Here is a 22217-nt window from a genome sequence, read left to right on the forward strand (position 1 = left end):
TATTATGAGTGATATAGCACAAAGGCCTGAATTTAAGGCAAAGTATGATAATTTTATTGGCGGCAAATTTGTTCCGCCTGTTAAGGGAGAGTATTTTGATAACGTTTCTCCAATAGATGGTAAAGTGTTTGCGCAGGCAGCACGTTCTACCAAAGAAGATGTAGACCTTGCCTTAGATGCTGCACACGAGGCATTTAAAACCTGGGGAAAAACATCGCCCGCTTACCGCAGCAGCGTTTTAAATAAAATTGCCGATGTTATGGAAGCCAACCTGGAGTACTTGGCAACGGTAGAATGTATAGATAATGGTAAAGCCATTCGCGAAACACTGGCTGCCGATTTACCCCTTTGTATCGATCACTTTAGATATTTTGCCGGTGTAATCCGTGCTGAAGAGGGCACTATATCAGAACATGACGAAAATACCGTAAGCATTGTGCTGCACGAGCCTATTGGTGTTGTGGGGCAAATTATCCCGTGGAATTTCCCGCTGCTTATGGCTACCTGGAAAATTGCACCTGCCATTGCTGCCGGTAACTGTACCGTGGTTAAGGCTGCCGAGCAAACCCCGGTTTCTATCATTATCTTAATGGAATTGCTTAAAGATGTTATCCCGGCCGGTGTGGTAAATATTGTGAATGGTTTTGGTATAGAGGCCGGTAAACCATTAGCTACATCGCCTAAAATAGGCAAGGTGTCGTTTACGGGAGAGACCACTACAGGCCGCCTTATTATGCAGTATGCTGCCGAGAATATTATTCCGAGTACGATGGAGCTGGGTGGTAAATCGCCTAATATTTTCTTTAAATCGGTGGCAGATGCCGATGACGAATTTTACGATAAAGCAGTAGAAGGTGCCGTTATGTTTTGCCTTAACCAGGGCGAGGTATGCACATCGCCATCGCGCATCCTGGTTCAGGAAGATATTTACGATGATTTTATTGCCCGCGTTATTGCCCGTACCGAAGCCATTAAAATAGGTAATCCGTTAGATAAAACCGTTGCTATGGGCGCACAGGCCAGTAACGACCAATATGAAAAGATACAATCATACCTTAAAATTGGTAAAGAAGAAGGTGCCGAAGTACTTACGGGCGGCGATGTTAATAAACTGGATGGCGACCTTGCCGGTGGTTTCTATATTCAGCCTACTATTTTTAAAGGACACAATAAGATGAGGATTTTTCAGGAAGAGATCTTTGGCCCCGTTGTGTGTGTTACCACCTTTAAAACAGTTGAAGAAGCCATAGAAATTGCCAACGATACCCTGTATGGACTTGGAGCCGGTGTATGGACCCGAGATGCCCACGAGCTGTATCAGGTGCCGCGTGCCATTAAAGCCGGTAGGGTATGGGTTAACAACTATCATGCTTATCCTGCACATGCACCGTTTGGTGGGTATAAAAAATCGGGCTTTGGCCGCGAGAACCACAAAATGATGCTGGACCACTACAGGGAAACTAAAAACATGCTTATATCTTACGATAAAAATAAATTAGGTTTTTTTTAATAAACAATTGTTTGGTTGTCAGGCTGCTTAGGCAGCCTGATTTTTTAATTAAATACAAAAAGAGAATGTCAAAAGTAATGAAAGCGGCGCGCTGGCATGCCGCAAAGGATATTAGGGTGGAAGAAACCGAAGTACCCGTTGCCGGAAATAAACAAGTTCAGATAGAAGTTCAGTTTGCAGGGATATGCGGGTCAGACCTGCACGAATATACCCACGGCCCAATGCTCATACCTGTAGAAAAGCCGTATCCGCTAAACGGACACCAGGGTGTTACTACGCTGGGTCATGAGTTTGCGGGTGTAGTTTCTGCCATAGGTAAAGGTGTTACCAACGTTAAGGTGGGCGACAGGGTTGTGGTAGAGCCACTTTTTAAAAACCCGGAGAGCCCGTTTATTACTAACGGAGAATATAATTTATCTGAACCACTGGGTTTTATAGGGCTTACTTCTAATGGAGGCTTTGCAAAATATACTGTGGTTGAAGATTATATGGTGCATAAAATACCCGATACCATGAGTTTTGAGCAGGGCGCCCTTGTAGAACCTGCTGCCGTGGCGGTATACGCCGTATTACAAAGCGGTTTAAAACTGGGGCAGTCATGCCTTATTTATGGTGCCGGGCCTATAGGGTTGTTGTGCGTTCAGGCGGCAATTGCTGCAGGCGCGGCTAACGTTATTGTGGTAGATATTGCCGAAAAAAGGCTTGAAAAAGCTACAGAAATTGGTGCCACACACGTTATTAATGGCAAGACTGATGATATTGCAGGGCAGGTACAAAAACTTACTAACGGCGGTGCCGATGTATTTTTAGATGCCGCAGGCGTACAGGCCAGTTTTGATGGCGGTATAAAAAGCCTTCGCAATGGTGGTACGGCGGTGTTGGTTGCCCTGTTTGGTAAGCCTGTTACACATAATGCTTTCGATCAGGTGGTTAGGGAGATAACCATTAAAGGTATTATTGCTTACCGCAATATTTTTCCGCAAGTAATTAGCCTTATCGATTCAGGCCGTATGGACGTAGAAAAACTGGTGACCCAAAAAATTACGCTCGATACTATTGTTACCGATGGTTTTGAGGCACTGGTATCTAACCCATCTCAGGTTAAGATATTGGTCGAAATAAACGGATAAAGAAAATGCTGCTTTTAAATTGATCTTAGAAAACATACCATGTATAAAAGAATAGATATTACCCCGAAAGCTTCAGAATTGATAGCCGAACTTAAAGAGCGCTATGGCGAACTGATGTTTCACCAGAGTGGTGGCTGTTGCGATGGGTCGTCGCCCATGTGTTTTCAGAAAGGCGACTTTAAACTGGGCTACAGCGATGTTTGCCTGGGTGTTATAGATGGCTGCGAATTCTGGATGAGCAAAGACCAGTTTGAATACTGGCAGCACACTCACTTAACCCTTAATGTAGTTGAAGGCAGGGGTGCAAGCTTTTCGCTCGAAATTCCGTTTGGTAAGCGGTTTTTAATAGAATCGCGCCTATTTACCGACGAAGAACGCGATAAACTGGAACCCGTTAGTTTTATAGAGGACTAAGAATTGTGAATGCGGTAATGCGTTGATTTGGTTATTTGTTTTTCCGGTGAATTTACTTCGTCAGTTTGGGCAAAGCCCTCGAGTGATAGTTCGTGGATTGAGTTATTTGTGTTTTGAACAAATTACCACATCAACAAATCCACAAATTCCCAAATTTCCAGTAAATTAACTCGCGTTTAGCATTTGATACTGCTTCGGCGTAATGCCTTCATGCTTTTTAAAGAGTCGGATAAAATAGTTGCAGTCTTCGAAACCGCTCATAAAACAAACCTCGTTTATTTGTATGCCGGGATTTTTTAGCAGTTGCTTGGCGTGCTTAATCTTCTCATTCAAAATAAATTCTATAGGGCTAACACCCAGTTCTCTTTTAAAATATCGGTAAAAAGAAGATGTACTCATACTTGCCTTATCGCTCAGTGCCTTGAGGTTTATTGGAGTGCTAAGATTCGATTTTATAAAATTGGTTATATGATAGATAACACTTGTGGTATCTATAGCCTTATCGCTATGTATAGACTGTACGGTCTGCGTTTGCACAATGCGCACCAAAAGTTCCTGCAGGGCAAGGTCTACCAGTGCATCTTTAGTTACAGATGTACTCATACATTCCCTTATCAGTTTATTAAGGGTAGCGGCAAGTTCTGTATTATTATAGAAAAAGTAATTTTCGCGGTTTAATTTCCACCCAAAATTCTCTTGTTTGGGGTAACGTTCGTTTAAAAAATTAAGCGTATCGGTAATTTTATCGTGGTCTATGGCCAGTGCCAGGCATTGTGTGGGGTTTTGTGTTGATGCCTCCGGAAAATCGATTTTCATTTCGGTATTTCTCGGTACAATTACGGTTTCTCCCGGCAGGTATTCAAATTCAGGGTCATCAAACAAATGCATTACCTTTTTACCGCGCAGCATGCTGGTAACCACCAGGTCGTTAAATTTTAGCGGTACCAGTACCGACTCCTGATAGGTTTCGAAAAGGTTGAGTTCGCAATTGTCTAATGCGTATACAGTGCGGTTTTCTACCAGTGTTTTAAGCGATTTTTCGCGGGTTAAAGAAGGCGCTTCCAGTAGTGCTTTACGGTTGTTCATACCAATAATTTAAATCGCCTTTAAATTACGGATATAAAACGATGTAGTAAAATTTTGTTAGTTAAATTCTGAGATCTCTTCCAGCTCCGGTGCCCTTTTATGTTTAAACGGAATCGACACAATAAAGGTAGTACCCTTATCTTTACCGGGGCTCATGGCATAAATATTACCGTTATGCAGCTCTACAAACGATTTTGTGATGGATAAACCCAAACCATTACTGGTTTCTTTACCGGTAGGCTTAGAACTAAGCTTTGCAAACTTGGTAAATAATTTTTGCATATCGCTAAAATTAAGTCCCTGGCCCTCATCTTTAACCTCTATGTGCACATAATTGCCGGCTTCGCGGGCAGAAAGTTTAATAATAGTGCCCGGATACGAATATTTAATGGCATTGCTAAGCAGGTTGTGCAGCACATCTGAAATTTTAGTACGATCGGCTTCGAGTACAGGCAGCGTATCATCGCAATAAAACTCTATTTTTTGATCTTTACGCTGCGCCAAAAGTTCAAAATTATAAAGCAGGCGGGCGAACATTTCGTTAAGGTCTACCTCTTCAACATTAAGCATCATGTCTTTTTCTTCAAGCTCAGACTGTTTTAAAAGGTCGGCCAGCTTTGCCTGTATCCTTACCACGGCCGATTTTATATTCTCGGTCATGCGTTCGGCACTTGGTGGGCTTTTAGATATAATTTCGTTGGCCAGTTTTATAGAAGCCAGCGGATTTTTAATTTCGTGCAGGGCAATGTTCATAAGGTTAACCTGAGACTCTACCGATTTGCGGTAGCGCAGCCTGTTTTCCAGCTTATCTATAATAATGCTTGACAGCGTTTTAAGCATAGTAAGCTGTGCTTCGGTGGCTTCGCGGGGCTTATAATCAACTACGCAAATGGTACCCATTATAAGTCCCTCGGGTGTTTTTAACGGTGCCGATGCATAAAACCTGATACCACCATTTGCCAGTACGTGTGGATTTTCCATCAGTTCCGGATGGTTGTGCGTATCGGCGTACGTATTAACAACATCTTTTAATATAGTCCTTGAGCAAAGGCTTTCTTCGCGTGGCACCTCGCTAATAGGTTCATCATATCCAATGCTGGATTTTATAAAAACTCTTTGAGCATCTACAAAATTTATAAAGGCACTGGGCACATTAAATATTTGTGCAGCAAGTAATGCTATTTTATCAAACGTATCTTCAGAATGGGTATCCAATATTTGGTACTCCCTTAGTTTTTCGAGTCTAAGGGCTTCATTATCAGGTATTGAATAGGGTCTTCTGTTAGTCATAAATTTGTGCAGGAATTGTAAGGTTAATATTTGCCAAATTCCAATAACTTCGAAATTACAAAATATTTTCCGTACAACAGCATTCTCAGTCATATATTGTAACGAAACCTACATGATTTTGTAACCTTGTTAACAAGGTAAATTGTGCCAAAACATCATAAAAAATTCCGGAAAAGCCACTGGTAAAAGCACTTATCCGGAATTGTATTCTATAAAAATGGTAGACTAATGTTTTAAATGCAATTTTAAACAGATTACTCCTCTGTTTTTTGCCCCATCATCATAAGGTAAGCTTTTAAAAACTCGTCGATCTCGCCATTCATAACGCCATCTACATCGCTGGTTTCAAAGTGCGTGCGCACATCTTTAACCAGTTTGTAAGGATGCATAACATAGTTACGAATTTGCGATCCCCACTCAATTTTCATTTTGTTGGCCTCAATTTCGTCGCGCATGGCCTGGCGTTTTTTAAGCTCAATTTCGTACAACTGCGACTTAAGCAACTGCATGGCTTTTAACTTATTATCAAGCTGCGAACGCGTTTCAGAATTTTCAATAATAATCCCTGTAGGGTGGTGGCGTAGCCTTACAGCTGTTTCTACCTTATTAACGTTCTGGCCACCGGCACCGCTGCTTCGCATGGTTTCCCACGAAATATCGGCTGGACTAATTTCAATCTCAATCGTATCATCGGCAAGCGGGTATACGTAAACGGATGCGAACGATGTATGCCTTTTACCATTACTGTCGAAAGGAGAGATGCGCACCAAACGGTGCACGCCGTTTTCGCCTTTAAGGTAACCAAAGCTGTAATCGCCTTCAAACTCCAGGGTAACGGTTTTAATACCGGCTACCTCTCCGGCCTGAAAGTTAAGTTCCTTAATTTTATAGCCTTCCTTTTCGCCCCACATCATGTACATACGCATAAGCATTTCTGCCCAGTCGCAACTTTCGGTTCCGCCGGCGCCGGCCGTAATTTGTACTACGGCACTAAGGCTGTCGCCCTCGTCGCTAAGCATGTTCCTAAATTCAAGGTTCTCAATATGGGCAAGGGTAAGCTTGCACTGGTCGTCGAGCTCTGCCTCTGTAGCATCACCTTCTTTATAAAACTCGTACAATACCTGTAGCTCTTCGGCCATGGCATTGCCCTTATTATAGTCGTCAACCCACTTTTTCTGGCTGCGAAGTGCCTTCACTAAAATTTCGGCCTCTTTGGCATTGTTCCAAAAATCGGGCGCAAAAGTTTTTTCTTCCTCGTTGGCAATTTCTATTAACTTCCTGTCAATGTCAAAGATACCTCCTCAGCGCACCAAGACGCTCTATAATACCTTTTATTTGTTCGGTATTTGTCATAAATAATGTAGTTTTGTATAGCTTATGCAAAAATAGGCTATACTTTTCAATAATATGGAAATTAATTTAGTTAGTGATACGGTTACAAGGCCATCGCACGAAATGCTGCAACAAATGTTCAGGGCAAAAGTAGGCGATGATGTATATAAACAAGACCCTACAGTTGTAGAACTGGAGGAAACTGTTGCAAATTTATTTGGGATGGAAGAAGCACTTTTCTTTCCGTCCGGCACTATGGCAAACCAAACCGCCATTAAGCTGCACACCCAGCCGGGCGATGAGCTTATTTGCGATAAATGGGCGCATGTGTATAATTATGAGGGTGGTGGTGCCGCCTTTAACAGCGGTGCAAGTTGCAAGCTGGTAGATGGCAGCCGCGGCATGATAACGGCAGCCCAGGTGGCTGAGGCCATAAATCCGCCCGATTTTTACCATAGCCCGCTTACCAGCCTGGTTTGTATAGAAAACACCACCAATAAGGGTGGAGGAGCCTGCTACGAATTGCAAACTTTACATGAAATTAAAGAAGTTTGCACACAAAATAATTTAAAATACCACCTGGACGGTGCCCGTTTATGGAACGCCCTTGTGGCTAAAAGGCAGCACCCAACGCAGTTTGGGCAGTTGTTTGATACTATTTCGGTTTGCTTAAGCAAAGGTTTGGGCGCACCTGTGGGTTCTGTGCTTGTGGGCGACCACGATACTATTAAAAGGGCATTGCGTGTGCGTAAAATGCTGGGTGGCGGTATGCGCCAGGCGGGTTATCTTGCCGCAGCCGGACTTTATGCCCTGCAAAATAATGTAGGCCGACTGGAGGAAGACCATCGGCGTGCAAAAGAACTGGGTGCCTTGTTACAGCAACAGCCTTACATAGACACGGTTGAGCCTGTTGAGACCAATATACTTATATTCTCGCTTAAACCGCAATATAACGAAACTGCTTTTGTTGAAAAACTTAAGCAAAAAAGCATTTTTATAAGCTCTTTAGGTAAAGGCAAACTGCGTATTGTTACCCACTTAGATTATAAGGAGGTAATGCACCAGTATGTGCTGGAGGCGTTTAGTAAGATGGCGTAAGTTTATTTGTTTCAGGTTTCAAGTTTCAGGTTGCCAATCTGTGTTAAGAGAATTTGAAACCTGAAACCTCAAACATTTTTACATGAAGAAGATTATTACATTATTTATTCTGCTTTTTACATTTTTAGGATGTAAAGAGCCGGATAATACAGTGCAGTATCTTTTTCCGAACCGGATGAAGAAAATAGAAGGGGAGGAACTGGCCGGGATTTGCAGAAGCAGATATAAGATGGCATTGTTTTCAGAGAAGCATACTTCTTTTAAAGCACCATCTGATAGTGTTTTTATTTTTACTCCCAGTGGCGAGATCCGTAACTCCAAAAGTAAAATTGGGGCGTGGAGAACCGACCGTACCTTGTTTTTAGATGCTTATAATAAAAGGTTTTTCTTTTTTAACATTGGAGAAAATTCTACTCCTATAGCTTTGAAAACACATTATAAAGTGAATGCAAATGACTCTCTGTACAAGGATGTCATTATTGGGTTGGTAAATGAAAATTATAAACCCGATACTAATGTTGATGGAGATGTTTGGAATTTTTAATTAACTCTCAGCCCACAACCCACAACCCAAATATCCATCCAATACGTTAAAACTACCCGTAATTAAAGGGGTAATAACTATCTTGTATCTGGATATCTAAATTATCCGGATATGAAAAGATTTGTTGAGTGCCTTTTTCTGGTACTGTTTTGTACGGCTTGCAATAATGTTTCCGACTCGGAGATTGTTGTGCAGCACCATTGGAAATACACACATGGTTCGCACCGTCTGGGCGACTGGGTGGTTTTTTCTAAAGAAAAAAATACAGGCCTGTTTTTAAGTAACGATACTATTTACAGAGATGGCAAACCTGTGGCATTGCTAACATCGTTAGTGCATCTTGTAGACCATTACAAGATGGAGGTAACATCGCTAAGAAGCGGCAGGAGCGGGTATTATACGGAGAAATAGTTGCAGAGTTTAGAGTTTGGGGTTCAGGGTTTTGAGTTAACAGTAAACTCTAAACCCTAAACTCTAAACTTGTTAGAACATTCCGTCCAATCCGGGAATATTTGGCATACCATCTTTAGCAACGGCAGCCAGTTCGGCTTCGTTAACGGCAGTAGCTTTTTCTATGGCTTTGTTTAAAACCAGTACCAGGTAGTCTTCCAGTTGCTCTTTATCTTCTAATAAAGCATCGTCTACGGTAATAGAACGTATGGTTCTATTAGCAGTAAGCGTAACTTTTAAAAGCCCGTCGTTGCTTTGCTCATCCACTAAAACAGAATCAAGCCTTTTTTTAGTTTCTTCAATCTTTTGTTGGGTTTCTTTAATTTTACCCATCATTCCCATAATATCTCCAAACATAATTATATTTTATTATAGTGTTTATAAATACAAATGTATTAAATTGCAGGGTTATATTCCAATTTCATAAAAGAATGAAAAAACACTTACTTTTAAGTTGTGTTTGTGTTATTTTTGCAGGCAATGCCCAAACAAGCAAGACTACAATGACCGAGACCCTTACACCGCCCGTGGCTGCGGTAAAGCCCAAAAAGCTCGAAAAGCACGGCGACACCCGTACAGACAATTATTATTGGCTTAACGAAAGGGAAAACCCCGAAGTTATAGACTACCTTAATAAGGAAAACGACTACTACCAAAAATCTACCGCCCATACAAAGCAGTTTAGAGACGACCTTTTTCTGGAAATGAAAGGCAGGATTAAAGAAGACGATGCTTCTGTACCTTACTTTTATAACGGCTACTACTACATTACCCGCTACGAGAAAGGAAAAGATTACCCTATTTATGCCCGTAAAAAAGGCAGTCTTGAGGCGAAGGAAGAAATTTTGTTTGACTGTAACAAAATGGCCGAAGGGCATAGTTACTTTCAGCTTGGCGGCCTTAATATTAGCGAAGATAATAAATGGGCAGCCTTTGGCGTAGATACCGTATCGCGCAGGCAGTATGTTATACAGGTAAAAAACCTGCAAACCAACGAGATACTTCCGCTTAAAATAGAAAATACAACCGGAGGCTCTACATGGGCCGGCGATAATAAAACGCTTTTTTATACCCGTAAAGACGAGGTTACTTTACGATCTGATAAAATTTACAAGCACAAGCTTGGCGCCGATGTTAAAGATGATGTACTTATCTATCATGAAAAAGATGATACCTACAACACTTTTATCTACAAAGAAAAATCTAAAAAATACCTGGTTATTGGCTCATCGAGCACATTAACATCAGAATACCGCATACTGGACGCTAAAAAGCCCGATGGCGAGTTTAGTATTTTCCAGAAACGTACACGCGGTTTAGAATATGATATTGCCCATTATGGCGATAAGTGGTACATTGTTACTAATAAAGACAAGGCTACCAACTTTAAGTTAATGACTACGCCGGAGAATGCTACAGGCAAAGAAAACTGGAAAGACCTTATTGCCCACCGCAAAGATGTTTTGCTGGAAGATATAGACATTTTTAAAAACTACCTTGTAATTTCTGAGCGCAGCAACGGCCTTAACACCATTCGTATCCGCCCGTGGAAAGGCGAGGAGTACTACCTGCCATTTGAAATTGAAACCTACACGGCCGGTACATCTACCAATCCTGATTTTGATACCGATATTTTGCGCTACAGCTACCAGAGTTTAGCCGTACCGTCGTCGGTAATCGACTTTAACATGAAAACCAAAGAAAAGGTAGTGCTTAAAGAGCAGGAGGTACTTGGCGGCAAATTTGATAAAAATAATTATGTTGAAGAGCGTATTTGGGCCACTGCCAAAGATGGTACCAAAGTGCCAATATCTATGGTATACCGTAAAGGCATAACTAAGAACGGCAACAACCCGTTCCTGTTGTACGCCTATGGCTCATACGGAGCCTCTATGGACCCGTATTTCTCTTCTATAAGGCTTAGCCTGCTCGATCGTGGTTTTATCTATGCTATAGCCCATATAAGGGGCGGCGAAGATCTGGGCCGCGACTGGTACGATAACGGCAAGCTGCTTACTAAAAAGAATACTTTTACAGATTTTGTTGATTGCTCGCAGTATGTAATCGACCAGAAATATACGTCGCCACAGCATTTGTATGCCGAAGGCGGATCGGCCGGTGGGCTGTTGATGGGTGCTATTGTAAATATGGCGCCGCAATTGTACCACGGTGTTATTGCCCAGGTGCCGTTTGTAGATGTGGTTACCACAATGCTTGATGACAGCATACCGCTTACCACAGGAGAGTATGACGAATGGGGCAACCCTAACGAAAAAGAGTACTACGATTACATGAAATCGTACTCGCCTTATGATAACCTTACAGCCCAAACCTACCCAAATATGCTTGTAACTACGGGTCTGCACGACTCGCAGGTGCAATATTGGGAGCCCGCAAAATGGGTGGCCAAGCTAAGGGTTTTAAAAACCGGAAACAACCAATTGTACCTGGATACCAACATGGAAGCAGGCCACGGCGGCGCATCGGGCCGTTTTGAAGCGCTGAAGGAAGTAGCCAAAGAATACAGTTTTTTGTTAGATTTGGAAGGAATTAAAAAGTAATTAAAATTTTTTTGTTAGATTTGCAGGGTTTTAAGGTCTATAAACTTTTAAATATAGTTTACCTTGCTAACTTATTTTTTTTATGAAAGAAGAAATAAAAGCCTATAATAATGTGTTGGAATTAATCGGGAATACCCCCCTAATTAAGGTCAATAAGGTTACAGAAGGATTATTAGGAAATTTTTATGCTAAAGTAGAAGCTTTTAATCCGGGCCACTCCACTAAAGATAGGATTGCTCTATATATTATTGATGAAGCTGAAAAGAGAGGCATCCTGAAACCGGGAGATACCATTATTGAAACAACATCTGGCAACACGGGTTTTAGTGTAGCTATGGTTAGTATTATTAAAGGTTACGACTGCGTACTTGCTGTTAGCTCTAAATCTTCTAAAGACAAGATAGATATGCTGCGCGCCATGGGTGCTAAGGTATATGTATGTCCGGCTAATGTATCGGCAGACGATCCACGCTCTTACTACAGTGTTGCAAAAAGGCTGCACGAAGAGACTAAAGGATCTGTTTACATTAACCAGTACTTTAACGATCTTAATGTAGATGCCCATTACAAAACTACCGGCCCAGAAATTTGGGAACAAACCGGTGGCCAGATTACCCACCTTATAGCTTGTAGTGGTACAGGCGGAACAATATCGGGCACAGCACGTTTCTTAAAAGAACAAAATCCTAATATAAAAATACTTGGTGTAGATGCTTTTGGATCGGTACTAAAAAAATACCATGAAACAAGAGAATTTGACAGCGAAGAGATTTATCCATACCGTATAGAAGGCTTGGGTAAAAACCTGATACCTACGGCTACAGATTTTGATGTTATAGACAAGTTTATAAAAGTATCTGATGAAGACAGTGCCCATGCGGCACGCTACATTGCCAAAACCGAAGGTTTATTTGTAGGCTACACCAGTGGTGCTACACTACAGGCGGCAAGGCAATACAACGAGCTTGGCGAGTTTGATGAGAACAGTAATATTGTTATGATTTTCCCTGACCACGGTTCACGCTACATGAGCAAAGTATTTAGCGACGACTGGATGAACGAGCAGGGCTTTTTTGACAGCGTAAATTTAGAAGAAGCACAAAAAATTGAGTTTATTAAATAAGCTAATTTTTCTTAATCATAAAAAAACTCCGGATGCACAATCCGGAGTTTTTTGTTTATACAGGTAATGTAATGTTCATAATTTATTACTACGGGAAATCAGGTATAAGACGACGATACTATTTTATCCCGTAGGGATTTAATTTCGGTAGCGATAAATTTGAGGCATTGTATATTTTTCCCGTAGGGAATTAATTTATGCAACACATCAAATACAAAAAACCATCCCTTACAGGATGGCTTCTTTCTTAAACAACGAGTATGAAGTGAAGTTTAAAGTGTTTTAAAGTCTCCGGAGCCGGTTTTTTTAAGGTCGCGTTCCTGAGGTTCGCCGGCAAAAGCAATGCTGCCAGAGCCGGTAATACGGCCTTTAATAATTTTATTGCTTAGTACCTTAAGGCTGCCCGATCCGGTAACATCGGCCTCTACATTATCGCTTTCCAGTTCGGTGGCCTTAATAGAGCCTGAACCTGTTACGCGGCAGCTAAAATGCTCTGATAAACCTACAAGCTTAATGCTGCCCGAGCCGGTTACCAGTGCATCGGTCTTGGCCGAATTTACATGTAATGTAATGTTACCTGAACCATTAAGGTGAATTTTGGTGTTAGATGCTATGGTCTTGTCTGAAGTTATGCATCCAGAACCTGTGAGTTTAATTTCGTTCAGTGTTTTAAAAGGTATGTGTATGGTTACCTTATTACCTTTAGACGCCCTGAACCTCATACCTTTTTTAGTAGATATTGAAAGTGTATTGCCGTTAACTTCGGTAATAATATAAGGTGCAATATTATCAGATGCTTCTACGGTAATGTTGCCCGTTGCTCCTTCTTCTAAAATAACATTAAAAGATCCGGTTACATCTAAGTTTTCGAAATTGCCGACTGACCTTTGGCTCTTGGTGATTTTACCGCTGGCCTCAACTTCGTCCTGGGCGGTAACAGTAGCAGCACATAAAAATGCCACTACCAAGGTTAATAATTTTTTCATGTTGATTGATTTGATGATTGAACTCTGATTGATTAATTATAAGACGATTATAAACTTAAAATGGTTGCATGGGTTTTTTATTTAGTTGTTGGTTGTCGGTTGACGGGTGCGGCGAATTGTCTATTATCTAACGTCTATTATTAAATTCTTTTACTCTCCCTTTCTAAGTGTTATCCCACCATATTCAGACTTAATATATATCCTTGTGCCACCTGTGCTCCTGTAGTAGCCTTTGTAGTGCGAAGAGGTATTTTTTTCGGTCTTTTCGGTAAATTTAAGTCCGTCCTTACCGCTAAGTCCGGCATAGTCCAGGTAAAATTCAAAGTCGAAAGTAGCATCAGCATCATATTTTACGCTCGCCGACCCATAAGAGGTATTGATAGCTACATTTTTCGCGCTTTTTTCCAGGTTTGTAATGCTTATATCGCCATAGTTAGAAGTCAGGTTAATAACATTGCTAACCCTGCCCACCCGTACAACAGTGTAGTTAGAAGCCCCATTTATTTTATCGCCGCTGTCAATTTTAATATCGCCATAATCAACCTTATAGTTAATATCTTCGGCAATGCCTACCCGAAACGGAGTGTAATCTGCATTTAAAATTAGTTTGCCCGTCTTAGCAATGTTGATGTTGGAGTACTGTGCCTTAAAATTACCTGCTTTTATGTAGCCAATTTTAGAAGTACTGCAATACTGAATGTCGATGTTATTGTTTTCGGCGTTAAGCTCTTCAATATCAAGGCTGCCATACTGGCAATTAATATTAACACCGCCATTAATTTTACCCAGCATAATACCACCATACTGGTTGGCGAGCCCAAGGGTGCCGCGTTTTGGTATTTTAATGGTATAATTAATTTCCATGCTAATGCGTTTGCCTTTAAAATTGCCAATAAGCGTTTTAGCGTTAACCAGGGCTGCGGTGGCATTAAAGTCGACATCTATAGAGTTAAGGCGTTTGTTAACCTCGTCTTCGTCGTTGCCGCTAACGGTAACAACAACATCTATAGCAGTTTTATCTTCGTCCCAGGTGGTAATGTAAATGTTGCCGTATTTGTTAGAAACCGTAAGCCCGGCCGTGCTGTTAACCGAAAATGATTTGTTTATCTTTTTCTCTTTCGTGTATTTTCCTTTTACAATACCGGCCATTGTCACTCCCGGAATAAGGAATAACAGCAGTATAACGATATTAAGCCTGATTGTTTTCATTGTAGTTTTCTTTTATTTTTTTAATGTTTTCTATTTTGGTAAGCACCTCTTCTAAGAAAGAAATGCGGGTTTGCAGGTTGGTAATCATGGCGTGGATAATTTTTTTATTCTCGCCTTTTTCCTGCAGTTCTTTAATAAGGTTATTGTAATCCTGTTCCAGGGCATTCATGCGGTACAGGGCATCTTTAACCAGTTGTTTGGTCTCGGGGCTGTTTTGCTTTTCTACCTTGGCAAGTTCTTTTTCTATAATGCCCGAGAAATACATTTGTGCCTCCTGAGCCTTGGGCGACATTTTATTTGCCGCCGTGTTGCGACCCATTTGCGAGCCAAACGTTATAAATAATCCTATAAAAAGTGCAATGGCTGCCGCTACAGGCCCTGCTACTCTTAAATTAAAGCGTTGCTGCTTTTTACCCTCAAGCCTGTTTAAAAAGCGCTCCTGATGCCCAAGAGATGGCCCTTCGGTATCCCACTGCCCATCAAAGCTGTTAAACAGGTTGTCTAAACTGTCTTTTTCGTTTTTCATTATGCATTTAGTTTTTTTAGCAGGCTTTCTTTGGCCCTGCTTATGGTGGTACGGCAATTGCCCGGGCTAATTACCAAAATATCGCAAATCTCTTCCTGGTCGTAACCCTCAATGTAAAGCAGCGTAAGGATAATGCGGTAGCTTTCTTTAAGGGAGTTTAGTGCCGCCATAACCTCCTGTATTTTTACTGACTGAAAATCCAGCGTTACATCTTCGGCATAACCGGTGTCTTCAACCTTGTACAAAATATCATCAAGAGCGTCCATGGCATTCTTATTGATCTTCTTGTAATTATCAAGGCTGTGATTTAATACAATTTTTTTTAACCATGCCCCAAACGTAACCTCGCCCTTAAACGACTCCAGCTTTGTAAAAGCCTTTAAAAACGCCTCCTGCATAATATCTTCGGCCCAGTGGCTATCCTTTACAATTCTTAGCGCGGTATTGTACATAGGCTTATAATAGCGGTTATACACCTCAAACTGCGCGCTGCGGTTGCCCGCCTTGCATAGGGTTATTAGTTGGTCGATATCCTGGTTTGCGTTCGTCAAGTTTGGTTGCCTGGTTTATACTAATGACTGCACGTTTTTAAAATTGTTACAGTTGTATTAAAAAAATTAATTTTTTAATGTACTAATGTAGCAATTACTTCGTTTGGGAGGGGTTTTGGGATAATAAGAGTTGATTGAATAAGGGCAGATAGGGATAGCGATTAACTATCTACTACCGAAATTATTTCCCTAACGGGAAAATAGTAAAATTGTTTATTAAAAGAAAATTTACTTGAATTAAATGCTGTGCTGTAAGGACTTAATTTCGATAGCAATTGTGTAATAGCCCAATACAATGTCCTGTAAGGAATAATACTGATATAGATAAAATAATAAAGCCGTCCACTGGACGGCTTTATTAATATTATAAAACAAAAGTAAACTACTCCTGCATAGTGTGGTACACGTTCATAACGTCGTCGTCTTCCTCAATTTTTTCAAGAAGTTTTTCAACGTCGGCAATCTGGTCTTCGGTAAGCTCTTTGGTTATTTGTGGAATCCTTTCAAAGCCTGACGATAGTATTTCGATACCTCTGTTTTCCAGTTCTTTCTGGATGGCACCAAAGCTTTCAAAAGGGGCATACATTACAATACCGCCATCTTCATCGGCAAAAATCTCCTCTACACCAAAGTCTATCATTTCCAGTTCCATTTCTTCAACATCGCGGCCCTCGGCAGGTATGCGAAAGTTGCAGGTATGGTCGAACATAAACTCTACCGACCCCTGTGTGCCCATTGTGCCGTTGCATTTATTAAAGTAGCTGCGAATGTTGGCAACAGTACGATTGTTATTATCTGTAGCGGTTTCTATAAGTATGGCAATGCCGTGGGGTGCGTAGCCCTCAAACAACACCTCTTTAAAGTTAGCGGTATCTTTGTCTGATGCTTTTTTAATAGCCCTCTCAACATTGTCTTTAGGCATGTTGGCTGCCTTGGCATTTTGTATAACTGCCCTAAGCCTGGAGTTGGTTTCTGCATTTGGTCCGCCTTCTTTAACGGCCATTACAATGTCTTTGCCTATTCTTGTAAACGTTTTGGCCATGGCCGACCAGCGTTTCATTTTTCTTGCTTTTCTAAACTCGAATGCTCTTCCCATTGTTTTTATTTATTTGCAGTACAAAAATAGAATTATTTGCAGTTATTGCAAAAACAAAATGCGCTTTAACGGGATTTATAATTACTTAAATCTTTAAGAATGTTTACACTCTCGTAAATGTATGGGTCGGCTTTAATAGATTTTACCTTAAACTCGTTCACGCTTTTGTAAAAAGCATCGGTATCGGCATTGCCGGTTTTGCCGGCGTCGGTATTTACGGTAAGGTTGGTTTCTTTTTCCAGCTCGGCGGTAATCTCTTTCCAAAGCTTATCCATAGCGTGGGCATCGGCATAAACCGAATCAAAAGTTACGGGCAACGGCTTTTTATCGGTCTTATAAAAAGTATCTACCTGCTTATTAATATCTATAAGCTTATTGAGTGTTTTGTTAGTGCCTGTGCGGGTTTTGCTCAGGGCAATGGCTTTTTTAATGGCATCGTCGGCCATTTTGGTAAAGCGCACGTTAATGTCTATACTGTCGTTTTTAATGGCGGTAGGCATGGTTTTTTCGCGCGGAAGCATATCGTTAAACACAAACGGCAATGGTACATCGGGCACAATGCCGGTGTACTGGCTGCTCTTGCCCGATACGCGGTAAAATTTATCGATAGTAACTTTTACAAAATCGGTCTGGCTTTTCTCGTCAAGCGGAAGTATAGTCTGCATCGTGGCCTTACCAACGGTGGTGCTGCCCACAATAACGGCGCGGTTATAATCCTGCATTACCCCGGCAAAAAATTCGCTTGCAGAAGCTGTAAAGCCATTTACCAATACCACCATTGGGCCGTTATATAGCATGCCGCGGTTGTAATCGCGGATGGTGTTGTAGGTCTGGTTTTTATCGGTAACAATACTCACAGGACCGTAGTTTATAAACATACCCGCCATACGGATAACTTCGTCCATACTGCCGCCACCATTGTATTGCAGGTCGATAATAAGGCCTTTAATATCGCTTTTTTTAAGGGTAGATACCTCTTTAGCAACGTCGTCGGCAACGCCGCTGTTGGTCTCGTTATCCATGGCTGTATAAAAGCTTGGTACTTTTATATAGCCCATTTTTTCTTTGCCTTCGCCTAAAATATAGCTGTAAACGCTATGGTCATCGGCCTTCATAACCTGTTTTTCGAGGGTAACGGTATATAACGAACCATCTTTTTTACGAAGCGTAAGGTCTACTGTTTTATAAGTATCGCTGTATACAATGTTATTAATGGTTTCCATTGCAGCGCAGGACACAGTGTAATCGGTATTATTGACCGATAGCTTAATAAGCTTATCGCCTTTGTCTATTTTTTTTGTAATGTATGCCGGGCCGCCGGGTACTACTTCTTCTACAATAATTTCTTCCTTATCGTTCTGGCTTACGTAAAGCCCAAGGGAGTAATTTTCGGTTGAGATAGACGACACAAACGATTGTTTCTCGTTATAATTAAAGTAGGTAGAGTGCGGATCGAAATAGGAGCAGAATACCGAATAAAACCTGTTGTACATGCTGTTCTCGAAACCTTCGGAAGGCGAGAGCAGGCTGTTAATTCGGCACAGGTAGGTATCTGTAATTTTTGCCTGAGACAGGGGGAAGAGCTTGTCCAGGTGCTGCTTAAGCGAATCTTTATTTTTGCTAAGCATGGCAACGTCTTCCAGCACATCATAGGTTATTCTTTTTCGCATGAAATTTTTTATCTTCTCCGGATCTGAATGGAACGGGAAGTTTTTCTTCGAATAAAAAATAGTGTCTTTAGTAGTGTAGCTAAGCGGCTGTTTGGCAATATCTTCTACAAACTGCCTGTTGCGCTCTAAAGCCTTTTTGTAAGTGGCAATAAAATCGGTAAAAAAAGTACAATCACCATTATTAATATAGTTGTCAATCTGGTACTTATGGGTTTCCAGTAAATCGGCTTCGTCTTTTAGAAAAAGCACGCGGTTATCGTCAAGCTGGTTCATAACCGTTTTGTAGACGTAAGCCGAAAGGCTATCGTCTACCGGTTTAGGGTGGTAGTGCCTGGTTTTTAAAATAGTGCTAATGCGAGAAAAAACACTGCAGGCCTTTTCGTTACTCTGGGCGTGTGCCTGTAGGGCAATTAAAAAGGCCAATGCAGCAAATTTTTTCATGGTAATGGGGTATTATTTTTTGTAAAACGGCAGCTTAACAACTTTAGCAGCTACATCGTTTTTACGTATTCTTATAAATATTTCGCTATCTTCTGCAGCAAAAGCAACCGGAACATAGCCCATGCCAATACCTTTGTTTAATGATGGCGCCATAGTACCCGATGTTACTATGCCTATTACATTACCCAGGGCATCAACAATTTCGTAATCCTGACGTGGCACACCGCGGTCTAAAAGCTCAAAGCCTACCAGTTTGCGGGTAACGCCAGCCTCTTTTTGCTGCTTAAGCGCATCTGAATTTACGAAATTTTTATTAAACTTGGTAATCCAGCCTAAACCGGCTTCAAGCGGAGAGGTAGTATCGTTAATGTCGTTTCCGTAAAGGCAAAAGCCCATCTCAAGGCGAAGTGTGTCGCGCGCAGCAAGGCCAATTGGCTTAATATCGTAAGCAGCGCCGGCTTCAAATACTTTGTTCCAAATGTGCTCTATCTCGCTGTTTTTAGCGTAAATTTCAAAACCGCCACTACCGGTATAGCCTGTAGCCGAGATAATAACATGCTCTATACCTGCAAAATCAGCTACCTCAAAATGGTAGTATTTAATAGCGGCAAGGTCTATAGAGGTTAGTGCCTGCATAGCTTCCATAGCCATTGGGCCCTGTATGGCAAGCAGCGAGTAGTCGTCAGATAAGTTGCGCATAACTACACCAAGGTCGTTGTGTGCAGATATCCACTCCCAGTCTTTATCAATATTAGAGGCATTTACAACAAGTAAATACTCTTCTTCTTTAAGTTTATAAACAATAAGATCGTCTACAATACCGCCGGTAGCATTGGGCAGGCAAGAGTATTGCGCACGGCCAATGGTAAGGGTAGCAGCATCGTTGCTGGTAACTTTCTGTATAAGGTCGAGCGCATGCGGACCAGATAGTAAAAATTCGCCCATGTGCGAAACGTCAAAAACACCTACACCGTTTCTCACAGTATCGTGTTCGGCATTAACACCCTCATACAAAACAGGCATATTAAAGCCTGCAAACGGAACCATTTTAGCACCCAGTGCTTCGTGAACGTGCGTAAGCGCAGTATTTTTCATTTATGTTTGAAATAAAGTTTGAATGCGCTAAATTATTGAAAATTATGCAATCGGAAAGCCTTAAATTAACAATTATGATTTATTAACGAATTGTAGGGGATTTGTTAATTTGGTTGATGGTTGTCAGTTGATGGTTGTTGGTTGTCTGAAGGAAATTGCCCCAATGGTTCATGCGCGCGCGCCAGTCCCAATGATAGAGGCAGTTGGAATTCCCCTACTTTGGAGGGGTGCCCGTAGGGCGGGGTGGTTAATAACCCTTATCTCCCCAGTAAAAACCCCTTTAACCCCTCATAACTATCTACTGCAATAGTCTTTTTCTCGCCATTCATAACCGCTTTAATCTGCTCAGGTATAGCGATCTCAGTATTAATATTATTTGTAATGCTATCGGCAAACTTAACAGGGTGGGCGGTTTCTAAGAATACGCCCGTAAAGTCACGATTATCAGCAAGGTGTTTTTTAAGCCCCAGATAGCCTATAGCACCATGCGGATCGGCCAGGTAGCCGTTTTCGGTGTACAATTTTTTAAGGGTGGCAATGGTATCGGCATCGGTAAAACTATAAGTGCTGAATTCTTTATCCAATGCTCCAAATTCGTTATTAAAAAGCTCTAATATGCGCACAAAATTACTTGGGTTGCTAACATCCATAGCGTTAGAAAGCGTTTCTATGGTTTGTTGCGGTGTATATTGTTGCGTATCCATATAACGCGGCACGGTATCGTTAGCATTGGTGGCAGCGATAAAATGCCCGATAGGCAGGCCAATTTTATGTGCCATCATACCTGCACAAATATTACCGAAATTTCCGCTTGGCACAGCAACCGCCAAAGGTTTCCCGCCGGCTTTAAGCGCTTTATAAGCAAAAAAGTAGTAAAACATTTGGGGCAGCCAGCGTGCTATGTTTATGGAGTTGGCCGATGTTAACCGTACATCTTTAAGTTCATCATCTAAAAAAGCTTTTTTAACCATGTCCTGGCAATCGTCAAAGGTGCCCTGAATTTCAAGCGCGGTAATATTCTGACCCAGGGTTGTCAATTGCTTTTCCTGAACATCGCTTACCTTGCCACTTGGGTAGAGTATAACCACATCGATGCCTTCTACACCTAAAAAGCCGCTTGCTACAGCGCCCCCGGTATCGCCCGAAGTGGCTACCAGTATGGTTATCTTTTTATCGGCGTCGTCTTTAGTAAAATAGTTAAGGCAGCGTGACATAAAGCGTGCGCCCACATCTTTAAACGCCATAGTGGGGCCGTGAAACAGCTCCAGTGCAAACACATCTTTCTCAACCTCTATTAACGGAAAGGGGAATGATAGTGTTTCTTCTACAATCTGCCTTAGCTTCTCTTCCGGAATTTCATTGCCTATAAACGGTGCAATGGCACGGTATGCAATCTCGTTATCGCTGTAGTTTTCTATATTGGCTATAAAATCGGCATCCAGTTGTGGCAGGCTTTCCGGAAAGTACAAGCCTTTATCCTGGGCTATACCGGTCATGGCGGCTTCTTTAAAGCTTACTTTTATGCTGGGGTTGTTTAAGCTGTAGTATTTCATGGTATTAATATTTAAAAGCAATAGCTATGCTTTAAGTTGTGCTAAAATTTCTGCTGCCTGAAAGGCAATATTTTTAAAGTAGTTGGCATCTTTATACACTTCTGTATAATGTTTGCCTGTAATTTCTCTTCGGTTAAGATCACTTAGCAGGTTGCCTGCCTGAATAATACTTGTAATCCGCTCTTTTTCTGATGGTTCTAATTTACTTTGAATTCTCTCCAGTAATTTCTCTATCAGTCGCGCTCTGTATTGATTGTTGTCTTGCTTATCCTCATAATAAAGCCGATTTGCTGCTGCAATTACTTCATCCGGATATGTGGAGTTTAATGCTATATCAATCAAATCATCGGTACTTAATCTGGGTTTGATTTGTAACAAGTTATGCGAAAGACTTCTATCATCGAAAATATATTTTATCCATTCTTTTCCTGAAGTTTTATCAATGTAAAGTATCGTCCACCCACCATCAAGCACTTCAACCTGGTCAAGCTGTTTTATAAAATTTTCGATAAGTACATTAGTGCTAAATAGTTTTCTATCGTTCATAAAAGC

At 41.3% G+C, this 22217-nt stretch carries 21 protein-coding genes; 8 read left to right on the forward strand and 13 right to left on the reverse strand.

What is annotated here, in order from left to right; genetic code table 11:
- Window positions 1-4 precede the first annotated feature (4 nt).
- The 3 genes from G509_RS0112550 to G509_RS0112560 all read left to right on the forward strand — a co-directional run bounded on the left by G509_RS0112550 (window position 5) and on the right by G509_RS0112560 (window position 3054).
- Entirely contained in the window at window positions 5-1510 is a 1506-nt protein-coding gene (locus tag G509_RS0112550) for an aldehyde dehydrogenase family protein (protein ID WP_026991849.1), read from the forward strand.
- Window positions 1511-1575: 65 nt separating this feature from the next.
- A complete protein-coding gene (locus G509_RS0112555; protein WP_207382698.1) occupies window positions 1576-2640 on the forward strand; it encodes a 2,3-butanediol dehydrogenase in 1065 nt (354 codons plus the stop codon).
- Window positions 2641-2679: 39 nt separating this feature from the next.
- Window positions 2680-3054: a DUF779 domain-containing protein gene (locus G509_RS0112560; RefSeq protein ID WP_026991851.1), complete on the forward strand. Its 375-nt coding sequence runs from the start codon at window positions 2680-2682 to the stop codon at window positions 3052-3054.
- A gap of 165 nt (window positions 3055-3219) precedes the next feature.
- Here G509_RS0112560 and G509_RS0112565 read toward each other — a convergent pair whose 3' ends face one another.
- The 3 genes from G509_RS0112565 to prfB all read right to left on the reverse strand — a co-directional run bounded on the left by G509_RS0112565 (window position 3220) and on the right by prfB (window position 6783).
- On the reverse strand, window positions 3220-4140 hold the full coding sequence (locus G509_RS0112565; RefSeq protein ID WP_026991852.1) for an AraC family transcriptional regulator: 921 nt from the start codon (window positions 4138-4140) through the stop codon (window positions 3220-3222).
- Between the two features lie 57 nt (window positions 4141-4197).
- Window positions 4198-5430 carry a GAF domain-containing sensor histidine kinase gene (locus G509_RS0112570; RefSeq protein ID WP_026991853.1) on the reverse strand — a complete coding sequence of 411 codons (1233 nt, stop codon included), beginning with the start codon at window positions 5428-5430 and terminating at the stop codon, window positions 4198-4200.
- 254 nt (window positions 5431-5684) lie between these two features.
- A protein-coding gene (prfB, locus tag G509_RS0112575) for a peptide chain release factor 2 (RefSeq protein WP_117590876.1) occupies window positions 5685-6783 on the reverse strand; the annotation gives its coding sequence in 2 pieces (ribosomal slippage) (window positions 5685-6719 and window positions 6721-6783; 1098 coding nt in all).
- A gap of 54 nt (window positions 6784-6837) precedes the next feature.
- Between prfB and G509_RS0112580 the strand changes: the two genes are divergently transcribed.
- From G509_RS0112580 to G509_RS0112590, 3 genes are all read left to right on the forward strand, one after another.
- Window positions 6838-7860, forward strand: a complete 1023-nt coding sequence (locus G509_RS0112580) for a threonine aldolase family protein (RefSeq protein ID WP_026991855.1) — start codon at window positions 6838-6840, stop codon at window positions 7858-7860.
- Window positions 7861-7942: 82 nt separating this feature from the next.
- Window positions 7943-8404, forward strand: a complete 462-nt coding sequence (locus G509_RS0112585) for a hypothetical protein (RefSeq protein ID WP_026991856.1) — start codon at window positions 7943-7945, stop codon at window positions 8402-8404.
- A 111-nt stretch (window positions 8405-8515) separates the two neighbouring features.
- Window positions 8516-8815, forward strand: coding sequence for a hypothetical protein (locus G509_RS0112590; protein ID WP_026991857.1), 300 nt, complete (start codon window positions 8516-8518; stop codon window positions 8813-8815).
- Window positions 8816-8887: 72 nt separating this feature from the next.
- Here the strand turns inward: G509_RS0112590 and G509_RS0112595 are convergent, their stop codons facing one another.
- On the reverse strand, window positions 8888-9211 hold the full coding sequence (locus G509_RS0112595; protein ID WP_026991858.1) for a YbaB/EbfC family nucleoid-associated protein: 324 nt from the start codon (window positions 9209-9211) through the stop codon (window positions 8888-8890).
- A 74-nt stretch (window positions 9212-9285) separates the two neighbouring features.
- Here G509_RS0112595 and G509_RS0112600 point away from each other — a divergent pair, with 74 nt between their 5' ends.
- Window positions 9286-11415, forward strand: coding sequence for a S9 family peptidase (locus G509_RS0112600; protein ID WP_035738941.1), 2130 nt, complete (start codon window positions 9286-9288; stop codon window positions 11413-11415).
- 82 nt (window positions 11416-11497) lie between these two features.
- Complete coding sequence (gene capA, locus G509_RS0112605; protein WP_026991860.1) at window positions 11498-12538, forward strand: cysteate synthase; 1041 nt, start codon at window positions 11498-11500, stop codon at window positions 12536-12538.
- 272 nt (window positions 12539-12810) lie between these two features.
- Here the strand turns inward: capA and G509_RS0112610 are convergent, their stop codons facing one another.
- The 9 genes from G509_RS0112610 to G509_RS0112650 all read right to left on the reverse strand — a co-directional run bounded on the left by G509_RS0112610 (window position 12811) and on the right by G509_RS0112650 (window position 22211).
- Complete coding sequence (locus tag G509_RS0112610) at window positions 12811-13524, reverse strand: head GIN domain-containing protein (RefSeq protein WP_026991861.1); 714 nt, start codon at window positions 13522-13524, stop codon at window positions 12811-12813.
- A 150-nt stretch (window positions 13525-13674) separates the two neighbouring features.
- Entirely contained in the window at window positions 13675-14733 is a 1059-nt protein-coding gene (locus G509_RS0112615; protein ID WP_026991862.1) for a hypothetical protein, read from the reverse strand.
- The gene (locus G509_RS0112620) at window positions 14714-15259 is read right to left on the reverse strand and encodes a hypothetical protein (protein WP_026991863.1); all 546 of its coding nucleotides are present in this window, start codon (window positions 15257-15259) and stop codon (window positions 14714-14716) included. The genes G509_RS0112615 and G509_RS0112620 overlap by 20 nt, the downstream gene beginning before the upstream one ends.
- A complete protein-coding gene (locus G509_RS0112625) occupies window positions 15259-15810 on the reverse strand; it encodes an RNA polymerase sigma factor (RefSeq protein WP_026991864.1) in 552 nt (183 codons plus the stop codon). Before G509_RS0112625 ends, G509_RS0112620 begins: the two co-directional genes overlap by 1 nt.
- A 382-nt stretch (window positions 15811-16192) precedes the next feature.
- Window positions 16193-16906 carry a YebC/PmpR family DNA-binding transcriptional regulator gene (locus tag G509_RS0112630; RefSeq protein WP_026991865.1) on the reverse strand — a complete coding sequence of 238 codons (714 nt, stop codon included), beginning with the start codon at window positions 16904-16906 and terminating at the stop codon, window positions 16193-16195.
- Between the two features lie 65 nt (window positions 16907-16971).
- A complete protein-coding gene (locus G509_RS0112635; protein ID WP_026991866.1) occupies window positions 16972-19017 on the reverse strand; it encodes a S41 family peptidase in 2046 nt (681 codons plus the stop codon).
- 12 nt (window positions 19018-19029) lie between these two features.
- Complete coding sequence (gene gcvT, locus G509_RS0112640; protein ID WP_026991867.1) at window positions 19030-20112, reverse strand: glycine cleavage system aminomethyltransferase GcvT; 1083 nt, start codon at window positions 20110-20112, stop codon at window positions 19030-19032.
- 257 nt (window positions 20113-20369) lie between these two features.
- Complete coding sequence (thrC, locus tag G509_RS0112645) at window positions 20370-21665, reverse strand: threonine synthase (RefSeq protein ID WP_026991868.1); 1296 nt, start codon at window positions 21663-21665, stop codon at window positions 20370-20372.
- Between the two features lie 24 nt (window positions 21666-21689).
- Window positions 21690-22211: a hypothetical protein gene (locus G509_RS0112650; protein ID WP_026991869.1), complete on the reverse strand. Its 522-nt coding sequence runs from the start codon at window positions 22209-22211 to the stop codon at window positions 21690-21692.
- Between the last annotated feature and the right edge of the window lie 6 nt (window positions 22212-22217).

Source organism: Flavobacterium subsaxonicum WB 4.1-42 = DSM 21790 (assembly GCF_000422725.1).
Taxonomy (GTDB): domain Bacteria; phylum Bacteroidota; class Bacteroidia; order Flavobacteriales; family Flavobacteriaceae; genus Flavobacterium; species Flavobacterium subsaxonicum.